At 75.2% G+C, this 13,500-nt stretch carries 12 protein-coding genes; 7 read left to right on the top strand and 5 right to left on the bottom strand.

Annotated features, from left to right (window positions below; translation table 11 throughout):
• Nucleotides 1–168: 168 nt before the first annotated feature.
• Nucleotides 169–588, bottom strand: coding sequence for a DUF6221 family protein (locus ADK64_RS45655; RefSeq protein WP_053666964.1), 420 nt, complete (start codon nt 586–588; stop codon nt 169–171).
• Nucleotides 585–1,343, bottom strand: a complete 759-nt coding sequence (locus tag ADK64_RS39705) for a PaaX family transcriptional regulator C-terminal domain-containing protein (protein ID WP_053666963.1) — start codon at nt 1,341–1,343, stop codon at nt 585–587. Before ADK64_RS39705 ends, ADK64_RS45655 begins: the two co-directional genes overlap by 4 nt.
• Nucleotides 1,344–1,416: 73 nt before the next feature.
• On the opposite strand from ADK64_RS39705, the gene ADK64_RS39700 reads away from it, so the two are divergent.
• Together ADK64_RS39700 and ADK64_RS39695 are read left to right on the top strand one after the other, a co-directional pair.
• On the top strand, nt 1,417–3,090 hold the full coding sequence (locus tag ADK64_RS39700) for an acyl-CoA dehydrogenase family protein (protein WP_053666962.1): 1,674 nt from the start codon (nt 1,417–1,419) through the stop codon (nt 3,088–3,090).
• Nucleotides 3,091–3,234: 144 nt separating this feature from the next.
• Nucleotides 3,235–5,217, top strand: coding sequence for a hypothetical protein (locus ADK64_RS39695; RefSeq protein ID WP_053666961.1), 1,983 nt, complete (start codon nt 3,235–3,237; stop codon nt 5,215–5,217).
• Between the two features lie 32 nt (nt 5,218–5,249).
• On the opposite strand, the gene ADK64_RS39690 is transcribed toward ADK64_RS39695, so the two are convergent.
• Nucleotides 5,250–5,837 (bottom strand): hypothetical protein, encoded by a 588-nt coding sequence (locus tag ADK64_RS39690; protein WP_053666960.1) that lies wholly within the window; start codon nt 5,835–5,837, stop codon nt 5,250–5,252.
• 272 nt (nt 5,838–6,109) lie between these two features.
• Here ADK64_RS39690 and ADK64_RS39685 point away from each other — a divergent pair, with 272 nt between their 5' ends.
• The 4 genes from ADK64_RS39685 (at nt 6,110) to ADK64_RS39670 (ending at nt 10,050) form a co-directional block, all read left to right on the top strand.
• The gene (locus ADK64_RS39685; protein WP_053667183.1) at nt 6,110–7,198 is read left to right on the top strand and encodes a WD40/YVTN/BNR-like repeat-containing protein; all 1,089 of its coding nucleotides are present in this window, start codon (nt 6,110–6,112) and stop codon (nt 7,196–7,198) included.
• Between the two features lie 87 nt (nt 7,199–7,285).
• Complete coding sequence (locus ADK64_RS39680; RefSeq protein WP_053666959.1) at nt 7,286–7,963, top strand: uracil-DNA glycosylase; 678 nt, start codon at nt 7,286–7,288, stop codon at nt 7,961–7,963.
• Entirely contained in the window at nt 7,960–8,934 is a 975-nt protein-coding gene (locus ADK64_RS39675) for an N-acetylglucosamine kinase (protein WP_053666958.1), read from the top strand. Before ADK64_RS39680 ends, ADK64_RS39675 begins: the two co-directional genes overlap by 4 nt.
• A 189-nt stretch (nt 8,935–9,123) precedes the next feature.
• Complete coding sequence (locus ADK64_RS39670; RefSeq protein ID WP_107093217.1) at nt 9,124–10,050, top strand: sirohydrochlorin chelatase; 927 nt, start codon at nt 9,124–9,126, stop codon at nt 10,048–10,050.
• Between the two features lie 97 nt (nt 10,051–10,147).
• On the opposite strand, the gene ADK64_RS39665 is transcribed toward ADK64_RS39670, so the two are convergent.
• Both ADK64_RS39665 and ADK64_RS39660 read right to left on the bottom strand, forming a co-directional pair.
• Nucleotides 10,148–11,188, bottom strand: a complete 1,041-nt coding sequence (locus ADK64_RS39665) for a lactonase family protein (protein WP_053666956.1) — start codon at nt 11,186–11,188, stop codon at nt 10,148–10,150.
• A 104-nt stretch (nt 11,189–11,292) separates the two neighbouring features.
• Nucleotides 11,293–12,783, bottom strand: a complete 1,491-nt coding sequence (locus ADK64_RS39660; RefSeq protein WP_053666955.1) for an FUSC family protein — start codon at nt 12,781–12,783, stop codon at nt 11,293–11,295.
• A gap of 230 nt (nt 12,784–13,013) precedes the next feature.
• Here ADK64_RS39660 and ADK64_RS39655 point away from each other — a divergent pair, with 230 nt between their 5' ends.
• Complete coding sequence (locus ADK64_RS39655; RefSeq protein WP_053666954.1) at nt 13,014–13,490, top strand: Lrp/AsnC family transcriptional regulator; 477 nt, start codon at nt 13,014–13,016, stop codon at nt 13,488–13,490.
• The last annotated feature ends 10 nt before the right edge of the window (nt 13,491–13,500 follow it).

The raw sequence follows: 13,500 nt of genomic DNA, 5'->3' as shown, positions 1-13,500 counted from the left end.
ACCGGACGGCCGGAGGCGGCCGACGGCGCCGGCCTGCCCGGCGCGCGCCGCGGAACAACCCTTCCGGCACGGCCGACGCGAGGATCCGCCCGCCGACGGCTCGGGTCCGGACGGGACGTACTGCAAGTACTCCGGTTCGGACATCACCCGCACGGGAGCGCCGGCCGGCTACGGGCGCCACGCCTCGTCGTACGACCGATGCCCGGCGAAGGGCAGCGCGAGCAGACGCAGCGTGGCGCACGGGACCGGCCGCGGACGAGCGCCGTCGGCCGTGGCGCACGAGCGGCACCGGCCGTCGCGCGGCGGCCGGTGCTCCGCGAGCAGAGCCCGTCCGGCCTCGACGTTCCGCAGGACACGCGCCGGATCATGACGCGCCACATGGGCGGGCCTCCGCACCGGGCCCTCGGCGCCGGACCGCACCATCCGCGTGTGCGTGGTCCGGCCCTCCGGGGAGGTGAGCACCGGCTCGATCTCGGCCGCGAGGACGCCCCGGACCGCGCCGGGCGCACCGGCGATCGCGTCCCGGGCCACGCGCTCCTCCTCCGGGAAGCGGGCCCACAGGAACGTTTCCAGGGCCTCGGCCGTCATGCGGCACGCTCCCTTCGGCCCACCGACGTGGCCAACTCCCGCTGATAGGCGGCGTAGGCCGTGCGCAGGGCCTCCCCCGGCCAGTCCGCGGGCAGGAGCCCGGGCGGCAGCACGGGGTCGGCGAGCAGGTGGCGTACGGCAGCGGCGTAGGCGGTGAGACGGTCCGCCGGGGTCCGGCCGGCCGCCGTGCGCGTGAGCAGCGCCCGCGCGGTGGCCGCCCAGGCGTCCAGAGGCCAGAGCCGGGCGACCAGGTCGCCCGCGGGCTCGTCGGGGCGGGCGGCGCAGGTCAGGGCGACGCTGTGCAGGTCGCCCGGCAGGGGGCGGTCGAGGTTGGCCGGACGCAGCCACACGCCCTCGCGGAGTTCGGCCAGGCGCAGGGCGGTCAACCGCGCGCGCAGGTCGGCGCGTTCGGCGGGGCCGCGGCCCGTCGCCGTGATCACCACCATCTCCCAGTCGCCGTCCCACGCGCGCGTGCCGGGGCGCAGCGCCTCGTCCTGGCGGCGCTGACGGGCGAGCAGCCGTTCGCTGAGCCGGTGGACGGAGTCCGTGCGCCGCAGGTCCCCGGCGGCCACCATCCGGCTCAGCGCGGCCCGCAGCGTGGAACCGCCCACGCCGAAGGGCTCCACCAGCCGGACCAGGTCCTTCACGGGCAGCTCCGGCGGATGCGCGCCGAGGAGCAGGCTCAGCACGACCGACCGCGCGGACAGCGGCCGCAGGCCCGCCTCCTCCGGCTCGGCCGGCACGTTCATGCGCATGGGCACGTACTGTACGTGCGAGCCTGCTTGTTGCGTTATTGCTACAGCCGAAGCGAGAGTGCAACATGACTGCATGGTCTCGATTCCCGCGCAGCCGCAGTCGCCGCCCCAGCCGCAGTACGACACGCACGACGTCACCAACCAGGCCCCGCCCCTGGCCCCGTACGACGCCTCCGACGACCGGGCCCTGCTGGAGGGGCTGCGACGGGAGGGCGCCGGGTGGGCCGAGGACGGTGTCCGGCGGCTGGGGGCGCGCGCCGGCAGCGCGGAGGCGCAGGAGTGGGGCGAACTGGCCAACCGGCACGAGCCCGAGCTGCGCACCCACGACCGCTACGGCAACCGGATCGACGAGGTCGACTTCCACCCCAGCTGGCACCACCTGATGCGCACGGCCGTCGCCGAGGGCCTGGCCGGTGCCCCGTGGGCGGACGAGCGGCCCGGCGCCCATGTGGCCCGTACCGCGGGCGGACTGGTGTGGGGGCACACGGAGGCCGGGCACGGCTGTCCCACGTCGATGACGTACGCCGCCGTCCCCGCGCTGCGCGCCCAGCCGGACCTCGCCAAGGTCTACGAACCGCTGCTCACCAGCCGGGAGTACGACCCGGAGCTGCGCGTGCCGACCCAGAAGCCGGGACTGCTCGCCGGGATGGGCATGACCGAGAAGCAGGGCGGCTCGGACGTGCGCACCAACACCACCACGGCCACACCCACCGGCGAGCCGGGCGTGTACACGCTGCGCGGCCACAAGTGGTTCACGTCGGCCCCGATGTGCGACGTCTTCCTGGTGCTGGCGCAGGCCCCGGGGGGTCTGTCGTGCTTCCTGGTGCCGCGCGTACTGCCGGACGGCAGCCGCAACACGTTCCGCATCCAGCGGCTGAAGGACAAGCTGGGCAACCGCTCCAACGCCTCCTCCGAGCCGGAGTTCGACCGGACGGTGGCCTGGCTGGTCGGGCCGGAGGGACGGGGCGTGAAGACCATCATCGAGATGGTCAACTGCACCCGGCTGGACTGTGTGATGTCCTCGGCGGCCCTGATGCGCAAGACGCTGGCCGAGGCGGGGCACCACGCCCGCTACCGCAGCGCGTTCGGCGCCCGGCTCGTCGACCAGCCGCTGATGCGCAACGTACTGGCCGACCTCGCGCTGGAGTCGGAGGCGGCGACGACGCTCACGCTGCGGCTGGCCGGCGCGGCCGACCGCGCGGTGCGCGGCGACGCCGGGGAGCGGTCCTTCCGGCGCATCGCCACCGCCGTGGGTAAGTACTGGGTCACCAAGCGGGGTCCGGCGTTCACCGCGGAGGCCCTGGAGTGCCTGGGCGGCAACGGCTACGTCGAGGACTCCGGCATGCCCCGGCACTACCGGGAGGCCCCGCTGCTGTCGATCTGGGAGGGCTCGGGCAACGTCAACGCGCTCGACGTGCTGCGCGCCCTCGGCCGCGAACCGGACACCGTCGAGGCGCTGTTCGCCGAACTCGCCCTCGCGCGCGGGGCCGACGCCCGCCTGGACGCGACGGTCGCCGCGCTGAAGGACCAATTGGCTGAAACCGACCAGGTGGGCGCCCGTCGGCTGGTCGAGCGGATGGCGCTCGCCCTCCAGGCCTCCCTGCTGGTCCGGCATGCCCCGCGGCAGGTCGCGGACGCCTTCTGCGCGAGTCGGCTGGGCGGCGACTGGGGGCACGCGTTCGGCACGCTGCCCGCCGGGACCGGCCTCGACGCGATCCTGGAGCGGGCGCTGCCTGGCCTGAACTGACCCCTCCCCGGGCGAGTGCGGGCCGGTCGCTCCCATGGCCGGTGACAGCCGACGGATCGCACACAGTCAGCGCGTGGTTCCGGACCGTTGTCAGTGCCGTGGTGCACACTCGCGATCAGGTGGCACTCGCCTGGGGAGGACTACGTGTTCACGGGGATCGACGAGGTCGACTGGGCCTCGCTGCGGCACGCCCGCGGCAGCGCGCGGGACGTGCCCGGATGGTTGCGGGCACTGGCGTCCGCGGACAGCACCGAGCGGGCGACCGCGCTTGACGGGATGTACGGCGCACTGCGCCACGAGGGCCGGGTGTACGACTCGACGCTGGCCTGCGTCCCGTTCCTGCTCTCGCTCGCGGCCCGCGCGGCGGTGCCGGACCGGTCCGGCATCGTGGAACTGCTGGTCGGTATCGGCACGGAGGCCGTGGACGGGGACACGCGCGCGTGGGAGGCGGTGAGCGCGGGCGCGGAGGTCTTCGTCCCGCTGACCGGGGACCCGGATCCGGCGGTGCGCGGCGCGGCGGCCGGGGCCCTCGTGCACTTTCTGGCCGAACCCGCGCGGGCCTTGGAGCTGTTGCGGCAGCGGCTGCGGGCCGAGCGGGACGGCTGTGTCCTGCGGGCCCTCACCGAGGCGCTCGGCCTGTTCGCCCGCCGGTACCCCGCGCGGGCCGGCACCGCGGTGGACCTCCTGGCCGAGCACAGCGCGCCGCCGTACGACGCCGGGCTGCGGCTCGCCGCGCTCGGGCAGCTCGCGCTCACCGCGCCCGCCCGGCTGCCGGCCGACCTGGTGTCGACGGCGGTCCGGCTGCAGCGGGAGCGGTCCGCGCAGCGCGCCGGACTCGCCGAGCCCCCGTGCACCGACACCCTGGTGGGGCGGCTGCGGCGGCTGCGCCCCTCCGACGAGGAGGGCGCCCATCTGCTGCGCACCCTGCACACCGCGCTCGGCGACCGCGTGGCCGACCGAACGGCCCTGCTCACCGGGCAGTTGACCGGCCCGGACCCGGTGGACCGGTGCAACGCCGTGTGGATGGCGGCGGAGCTGCTGCGCGGCTGGCGCGGGGACCACACGGTGACGGTCGGGCTGCTGGGGGGCCAACTGGGAGCGGAGCAGGATCGGTTACGGGACGCCGCGGTCACGGTCCTGGCGGAGTTGTTCGCCCTGGCCGCGCCCGCGGCGGACGCCCTGCACGCGCTCGTGTGCGCCCGGCCCGACCTGTGGACGCACCGCTGGGAGCGCGGCTCCCCCGCACTCGGCGGCCCGCTCAAGGCGCTGGCCAGAAGCGGTGATCCGCGCGCGCTCCCGGCCCTGGCCCAGCTCCTGGCCGGCCCGGCCGCACCACTGGACCTGGGCCTCGAACTGGCCCACCTGGGCGCTGCCGCGACCCCGCTCGCCCCCGCGGTACGGCACCGCCTGGGCCGGATCCCGCTGTCCTCCCCGTCCGCCGCTCTGCTCGCGGCCCCGCTACTGGCCACCGTGCGGGCCGTCAGGGACCGGGAGGCGGTCCCGGAGGTGCTACGGCTGCTGTCGGGCGCTCCCGACGCGCTGGGCGCACGGGACGCGGTCGTGGGCCAGGCCATCGGGACGCTGGAGGCGCTGGAGGCCACCGCGCGGGCGGTGCCGCTGCTGCGGGCACTCCTGACCACCCGGCACGCGGCCGCCGCGGCCGGCGCGCTCTGGTCGGCGGACGGGAACGCCACCGCCGTACTGCCGGTCCTGCTGCGGGAGTTGACGCAGGGCGATCCGGCGAGCCAGTGCCTGGCCGCCCACCGGCTGGGCGGGCTGGGTCCGGCCGCGCGGGCCGCCCTGCCCGCACTGCGCCGGGTCGCGCGGGCCGGCCGGACACGGCAGCGGACGTCGGCCGCGTGCGCGCTGTGGCACATCGGCGCGGATCCGCAGGAGATCCTGCCGGTGTTCCGGACGGCCTGGACGGAGGACCCGCGCACCCGCGCACCGATCGCCCGGTGTCTCGCCTCGATGGGCCCGGCCGCGTCCCCGTTGCAGGACCTGGTGGCAGTGGAACTGACCACCCCGCGCCGCCATCTGCCCCGCACGGGCGCGTCCTGCCGCCGCGGCATACCGAGGGACGAGGCGCTGCTGAGCGCGTGCCGGGAGGTGCTGGTGGTGGTGTAGGGGGTGATGGCGGTGTGGACGGCGGCCGGTGGTCAGACCATCCGTCCCCACTGCGGTCCGAGCCTCGACCATTCCGTGTCCCAGGCGTCCATCCGGCGGCGTTCCAGGCGGCCGCGCAGGGCCAGGCCGCCGACGAAGGGGACGGCCGCGGCGCTCACGCCCACCAGTGTGCCGATGAGGGCGCCCCGGAAGGTGGCCTCGGAGACGGAGGTGGGGCGGGTGACGAGACGGCCCTGGGGATCGGTCCAGACGGTGACCGGGGTCCCGGCCTTGCTGCCGGGCTCCACCCGGACCTGCCCGGTGTGGGCGGTGCCGTCGGCGACCGTCCAGCGCACCTTGGCCCACACCCGTTCCCCCGCGGAGACGTTGCTGTGCGGGCGGGACGCCGGGGCCGGTGCGACGACACGGGCCACGGCGGGACGCCAGGCGGCGCGCTCCTGGGCGAGCCCGTCCTCCACCGATCCGGCCGCCGCGAGACCGGCCAGCACCCCGGCGGCCACGGTCAGCAGCCAGGCGCCGAGCACCACCCAGGCCTCCAGCACATCGGCCCGGCGTTTGAGCGGGTTGCGCCGCCAGCGCCACAACCACGTCTTCGGACCACGGAACGCCTTCAAAGGCATCCTCCTCACGAGCGCACCGACCGGCCGGACCGCCCTCCCATACGCGGGAGAGCGCTCCGTTGCTCACGACGAGCCGTCTCCCCGACGGTCGCACGAGACACCCCGATCGCGCAGGCACATCCCCGAACGCATCCGGCCGATCTTCGCCGTATGCCGACGACACCGCTGTGACCTGCGCCGACGCACACTTCGAGGGAGAGTGTCAGTGGTGGGGTGCAGACTGGCCGATATCTGACGACTACCTGGACAACGGCGTCCCGGAGGTGATCGGCATGACCGAGGTACTGCTGGCGGTGGGCACCCGCAAAGGTCTGTTCGTCGGGCGGCGAAAGGGCGGCGGCGCCTGGGAGTTCGACGACAGCCCGTATTTCAACGCGCAGGCGGTGTACTCGGTGGCGATCGACACCCGGGAGGCCCGGCCGCGACTGCTGGCCGGCGGCGACAGCGCCCACTGGGGACCGTCGGTGTTCCACTCCGACGACCTCGGCCGCAGCTGGACCGAACCGGCGCGGCCCGCCGTCAGGTTCCCGAAGGACACCGGCGCTTCGCTGGAGCGCGTCTGGCAGCTGCATCCGTCCGCCGCGGAGCCCGACGTGGTCTACGCGGGCACGGAGCCGGCCGCGCTGTACCGCTCGGAGGACCGCGGCGAGAGCTTCGAGCTGGTCCGGCCGCTGTGGGAGCATCCGACGCGCTCGCGGTGGGTGCCGGGCGGCGGCGGTGAGGGCCTGCACACGGTGGTCACCGACGCGCGCGACGCGAAGGCGGTGACGGTGGCCGTCTCGACGGCCGGGGTGTTCCGCACGACCGACGGCGGCGCGAGCTGGACGCCGTCCAACTCCGGTGTGTCCGCGGTGTTCCTGCCGGATCCGAACCCGGAGTTCGGCCAGTGCGTGCACAAGATCGCCAGGGACGCGGCCGACCCGGACCGGCTGTATCTGCAGAACCACTGGGGGGTCTACCGCAGCGACGACGCGGGCGGGCACTGGTCCGACATCGGCGCGGACCTTCCGTCCACGTTCGGCTTCGCGGTGGCCGCCCATCCGCACCGGGGCGACACGGCGTACGTCTTCCCGATCAACGCCGACGCGGACCGGGTGCCCGCCGAGCACCGCTGCCGGGTCTTCCGCACCGAGGACGCGGGCCGCGTCTGGGAGCCGCTGACCGAGGGGCTGCCACAGGAGGACCACTACGGCACGGTGCTGCGGGACGCCCTGTACACGGACGACGCCGACCCGGCCGGTGTGTATTTCGGCAACCGCAACGGCGAGGTGTTCGCCTCGGCCGACGACGGCGACAGCTGGCGACAGCTGGCCGCGCATCTGCCGGACGTGCTGTGTGTGCGGGCGGCGGTGATCGGCTGAACCGCGCGGCCGGCCGGCGGAGGTCCGCGTGTCGTGCTCCGGTCATCGGTTGATCACCTGCCCGTGCACGGCAGTAGGGTGACGCCCGTGGCACCACGACCCTTGCATGAAATCGTCGAACCGGGCTGGGCGAAGGCCCTGGAACCCGTCGCCGGACGGATCGCCGAGATGGGCGACTTCCTGCGCGCGGAGATCGCCGCGGGACGCACGTACCTCCCGGCCGGACCCAACGTCCTGCGGGCCTTCCAGCAACCCTTCGACGACGTACGGGTCCTGATCGTCGGTCAGGACCCGTATCCGACCCCCGGGCACGCGGTGGGCCTGTCGTTCTCGGTCGCGCCCGAGGTGCGCCCGCTGCCGCCGAGCCTGATCAACATCTTCCGCGAGCTGAACGGCGACCTGGGGCTGCCCCAGCCGTCCACCGGCGATCTGACGCCGTGGACCCAGCAGGGCGTCCTGCTGCTCAACAGGGCGCTGACCACGGCCCCGCGCAGCCCGGCCGCCCATCGCGGCAAGGGCTGGGAGGAGGTCACCGAGCAGGCGATACGGGCCCTGGCGGCACGCGGCAAGCCGCTGGTGTCCGTCCTGTGGGGCCGGGACGCCCGCAATCTGCGTCCGCTGCTGGGCAGTCTGCCGGCGGTGGAGTCCTCGCACCCCTCGCCGATGTCGGCCGACCGCGGGTTCTTCGGCTCGCGCCCGTTCAGCCGGGTCAACGACCTGTTGGCGCAGCAGGGCGGACAGCCGGTGGACTGGCGTCTGCCGTGACCGGCGCCGGGTATCTGGCCGTCGACTCCGGGGGCTCCGGCCTCCGGGTCGCCGTCGGCGTACCCGGGCGGGCACCCGCCGCACAACGCGCGTCCCACGAGCCCGTCCGCACGGGTGCGCAGGGCATCGATCCGGCCCACCTGCTGGCGGAACTCCTCCCGCTGGCCCACGCGGCGGCCGCGGAGGCCGGGGTGGCCGGGCTGGATACGGCCGTCGTCGGCGCCACCGGGTTCGCCACGCTGGGCGACGCCCTGCGCGCGGAACTGCCCAGCGCTCTGGCCCGGGAGCTGGGGGTGCGGCGGGTGGCACTCGCCGCCGACGCCGTCACCGCCTACGTCGGTGCCCTCGGGCCGCGTCCGGGCGTGGTGCTCGCCGCGGGCACCGGGCTCATCGCGGTCGGCACCGACCTCGCGCGGTGGCGGCGGGCCGACGGCTGGGGCCACCTGCTCGGCGACTGTGGTGGCGGCGCCTGGATCGGACGGGCCGGCCTGGAGGCGGCGCTGCGCGCCCACGACGGCCGCGACAGCGGCTCCGCACCGCTGCTGGCCCGCGCCCAGGAGCAGTTCGGCCCGGTGCCCGGGCTGCCGGGCCGGCTCTATCCCCGTACCGACCGGCCCGCCGTGCTGGCCTCCTTCGCGCCCCGGGTGGCCGCGTGCGCCGTGCACGACCCGGTGGCCGCGGGCATCCTGCGCGCGGCGGCCCGGCACATGGCCGACTCCGCCGCGGCCGTGTGCCCGGCGGACGGGCAGCCCGAAGTGGCGCTCACCGGCGGCCTGTTCCGCATGGGCGAACCTCTCCTCGGACCGCTGCGCGAGGAGCTGGCGAGCAGGCTGCCGCACGCCCGGCAGGTGCCGGCCGAGGGCGACCCCCTGCACGGCTCGGTACGGATCGCGACCGACCTGGCGGCCGGCCGGCTCACCCTGCCGGGTGAACCGGCGATGCTCTACGTGGTCCCCGCACAGGCGGATTGAGGTCTCCGTAGGGCAACGGGAGTGAGATCCCCGTAAAAGCGGATTGTTCGCCTGCTGGGCCCGTGTTCCCGGCATGTGCCGGGAACACGCGACTTCCGCACGTAACTCATCAGACAAAACCGGACGGATACCGCTCACCTGCACCCTCCCCGAACGGGGGAACCCACAAAGCCAGTAACATGCGGCGCCATGAGCTCCCCCACTGGACCCGCGTCCGGCCTGCCAGTACGAATGCCGCGACCCCGCCAGCCCGGACGGCACCGCCGGCCGGAACCGCTGGTGGCTCCCGAGGGCGCGCCCGCGCTCGTCCTCGCGGTGCCCGGCGCGCCCAGCACCGCCACCCGCGGCCTCGCCGAGGAGGTCGTGAGCATCGCCCGCTCCGAGCTGCCCGGCCTCGACGCCCGGATCGGGTACCTGGACGGGGACGACTCCGAGTTCCCCACGCTGCGTTCCGTGCTGGCGCGTGCCGCCGAGGAGCGTGTGGCCCGCTACGAGCAGGCCGTCGCCGCCGGGGTCGAGGGGATCAGGGAGCCGGACGGCCCGGTCGCCGTCGTCGTGCCGCTGCTGGCCGGTCCGGACAGCGCCCTGCTGCGCCAGATCCGCCAGTCCGTGATGGACAGCCGGGTCGCCGCCGAGCTGACCGATGCCCTCGGCCCGCACCCGCTGCTCGCCGAGGCGCTGCACGTGCGGCTGTCCGAGGCGGGGCTGGCCCGCGCCGACCGCGCTCGGCTGTTCACCGTGGCCACGGCCGCGGACGGCATCATCCTGGCGTCGGTGGGCGGCGACGAGGCGGTGCAGGCGGCCGGGATCACCGGCATGCTGCTCGCCGCGCGCCTGGCCGTGCCGGTGATGGCGGCGGCCCTGGACCAGGAGGGCTCGATCACCTCCGTGGCCGAGCAGCTGCGCTCCTCCGGCTCGCAGCAGCTGGCCCTGGCGCCGTATCTGGTCGGCCCGGAGATCGACCCGGGTCTGCTGGCGGCGGCCGCCGAGGAGGCGGGCTGCGCCACGGCCGAGGCGCTCGGCGCCTACCCGGCGATCGGCAAGCTCGCCCTCGCCAAGTACACGACGGCACTCGGCATCGCCCCGCAGGCGGCACAGGGCGCGCCGGTCCGCTGACCCCGCGCCGGCACCACCCGGCATCCGTACGACCAAGGGCCCGCTCCACACCCCGGAGCGGGCCCTTCGCCCTGCCGGCCCGGCGTCGCCCGGGGGCTCAGCCGAAGACGATGCAGGAGGCCGCGGGGACCGGCACCGAGCCGTCGTAGCGGGGCAGCCCCGTCGCCTCGTCCACGGCGAACCAGGTCACGTCGCCGGAGCGCTCGTTGGCCACGTACAGGAAGCCGTCGTGCTCGGCGAGCGCGCGCGGCCAGTTCCCGCCGCAGGTCACCGCGCCGACGAGCCGGAGTCCGTCGCCCGTGACGGCGAGGACCGACAGGACGTCCTCACCGCGGACGGCGGTCCACACGAAGCGGCCGTCGGGCGCGACCACGATCCCCGACGGATAGGCGTCGCCGGCCGGGGCGCCCGGCAGCACGGAGACCTCGGTCAGCGGCTTCAGGGAGCCGCCGGCGGCGTCCCAGCGGCAGACGGTCACGGTGGGCGTGAGTTCGTTGACGACGTAGGCGTGCCGGCCGTCCGGGTGGAAGGCCAGGTGGCGGGGGCCGGAGCCGGGGCGCAGGGCGATCTCGCGGTGCAGCACCGGAGCGCCGTCCGCGAGTGCGCACACCCGTACCGAGTCCGTGCCGAGGTCGACGCTGACGACCCAGCGGCCGCTCGGGTCGGCCTGCACCTGGTGGGCGTGCGGGCCGCGCTGGCGCCGGTCGTGCGGGCCGGAGCCGGTGTGCTGGAGCAGTCCGGAGGGCTTGGCGGCGAGCGTGCCGTCCGGGCGTACGGGTACGGCGGTGACGCTGCCGGAGCCGTAGTTGGCGGTCAGCACGTGTCCGTCGTAGAGGCCGAGGTGGGTGGGGCCGCTGCCGTCCACCGGCACGGGCGGACCGGCGAGTTCCGGCCGGTCGCCGCCGATCCGGAAGGCCGCGACGGTGCCCTCGGCCGTCTCGCTGACCGCGTAGAGCGTGCGCCCGTCGGACGACAGGGCCAGATAGGACGGGTCGGGTACGTCGTGCACGGCGGTGCCGAGCGTGAGGGCGGCGCCGCCGTCCGGCGCGAGCCGCGCGGTCACCAGGCCGGGGCCGCCCGCCGCCGTGAACGAGCCGATGAACGCCCGGCGCCTGCCGGACCTGCCGTCCTGTGACACCGCTGTCCCCTCTCGGTCGAGCCAGTCCGGGCCGACGGTAGCAGTCGGTCATTTCGGTCTAGACCAAGAGGTGCGGCGGTGTCTTGCGCCGGCTCCGCTTCGGCTCAGGCCCCCACCAGCCGCGAACCCGACGGTGCCCGCAGGGGTTCGGCGAGGTCGGCGAGGGCGCGCTCCAGGCCGTGCAGATGGGCCAGGGCGGGCTCGGCGGGCTGCTCGGCCGGGCCGCCGACCGGCTCCGGGCGCCCCGCGGTGAGCGCCTCGACGGCGGCCTCCACGCGCCAGCAGGCCGCGGCCAGCCGGGCGTCGTGCGAGGCCTCGGGGTCGGCCGCGACGGCCACCAGGCCGCGTACCTCGCGGGCGCAGTCGTCGAGGAGCGCGAGGACCCGGCGGGCGCGCCGCTTGCGGGCCGGCATCGGGTTCAGCGGGTGCACCAGCGGGGCGACCGCGAGCCGGACCCTGCCGAGCAACTGCTCCAGTTCGGCCACGCGCGGCGCCGGATCGGCCGTCGCGGAGCCGGCGAGCCGGTCCGCGGCCTCGGCGGTGCAGGCGTGGACGCAGCGCAGGGCGCGCTGGATCCAGCCGTCGGTGATGGCGTGGGTGGTGACCGGCAGGACGAACAGCACGGCCAGTGCGGCGCCGAGCGCGCCCACGCCGGTCTCGGCGAGCCTCAGGGCCAGCAGTGCGGGATGGAGGACGCCGAGGAGGCCGTAGAGCAGTTCGGCGAGCAGGGTCACCCAGAGCATCATCCAGGTGTAGGAGACGGCGGCCGAGTAGAAGATGCCGAAGACGGCGACCGCGAGCAGGGCGGCGGTCGGTACGGGCGCGCCGTGCACGGGGACGGCGACGAGGAAGCCCAGGCCGATGCCGATCAGCGTGCCGAGCACCCGCCGGAAGCCGCGGACCAGTGTCTCGCCGCGCGAGGCGGTGTTGACGAAGATCCACCAGGTGGCGCCGACCGCCCAGTACCAGCGCTGTCCGGACACCAGCTGGCCCACGACCAGCGCGAAGCCGGCGCCCGCGGTCGCCTGGAGGGCCTGCCGCGTGGTGACCCGCAGGAGCCCGGTCCCGGCGGGCGGCGCGGGGAGGGCGGCCGGGGGCAGCCGGCGTTCGTAGCACCACAGACCGAAGCGGACCACGGCGGCACTGAGTACGGCCAGCAGCACGGCGGCGTACAGACCGGGCAGCTTCTCCGGGGTCGCGTGCAGGAACTGCGCCACGAAGAAGGTCATGAAGGCGAACACGCCGAGGCTGTGCCCGCGCGGGCCCCAGCGGCGCGCGTACACCCCGGCGCCGACGACGGCGAGGAAGGCGAGGTCGCGTGCGACGGGGAACGCGTGCAGCTCGGCCGCTGCGGCGAGCACCGGCAGGCCCACGGCGGGCAGCAGCGCGGTGGTGACCGCCTGCCCGCGCACGGTCGCGTCGGCGACGGTGAACAGCGCGAGCAGCGCGGCGAGACCGCCGGTGACCGCGCCGACGAGGGTGTGTCCGGCGAGGAGGCAGACCACGACCGCCAGCCCGATGCCGAGGACGGCCCGAGCGGCGAAGCGCAACCGCGCCCGGCCCGGGTCCGGCGCCACGAACATCCTCTTCAGCACTGCTGCCCTCCCCATGGAACACCGGCACAGAAAAGGCGCCGCGGAGGTCCGCAGCGCCATCGACGTGTCCATGAGAGCATCACTCGGCTCACTGGCTCAAGTGTTCGCCGAATCACTGGTCCATTGGTACAGGACGAGTCTGCGGCCGACAGCCACCGAAAAGCCAAAGGACCAGGCAGAGCGGCCTACGGGGGCGCGGCACGGCTGAGCCATTGGTACAGTCGTCCATCATGGCCGTGGACGAACTCGACACCCGCATCCTGCGACTCCTCCTGGAGCAGCCGCGCACCAGTGTGCGCGAGTACGCGCGCGTCCTCGGCATCGCGCGCGGCACGCTCCAGGCGCGGCTGGACCGGATGGAACGGGACGGCGTGATCACCGGCACGGGCCCCTCCCTCTCCCCCGCCGCCCTGGGCCATCCGGTGCTGGCGTTCGTGCACATCGAGGTCACCCAGGGCCATCTGGACGACGTGGGAGACGCGCTGGCCGCCGTACCGGAGATCGTGGAGGCGTTCTCCATCACCGGTGGCGGGGATCTGCTCGCGCGCGTGGTGGGCCGGGACAACGCCCATCTGGAGGACGTCATCCAGAAACTGATCAGCCTCCCGGGCGTGGTGCGCACCCGTACCGAGGTGGCGCTGCGCGAGCGCGTCCCGCACCGGCTGCTGCCCCTGGTGGAGTCGGTCGGCCGGGCGGCCCGCGCCTGACACTTGGCAT

Source organism: Streptomyces sp. MMG1121 (assembly GCF_001280015.1).
Classification (GTDB): Bacteria; Actinomycetota; Actinomycetes; order Streptomycetales; family Streptomycetaceae; genus Streptomyces.
The sequence above is the reverse complement of the archived record's forward strand: the minus strand, read 5'-3'. Positions and strand labels throughout refer to the sequence as shown.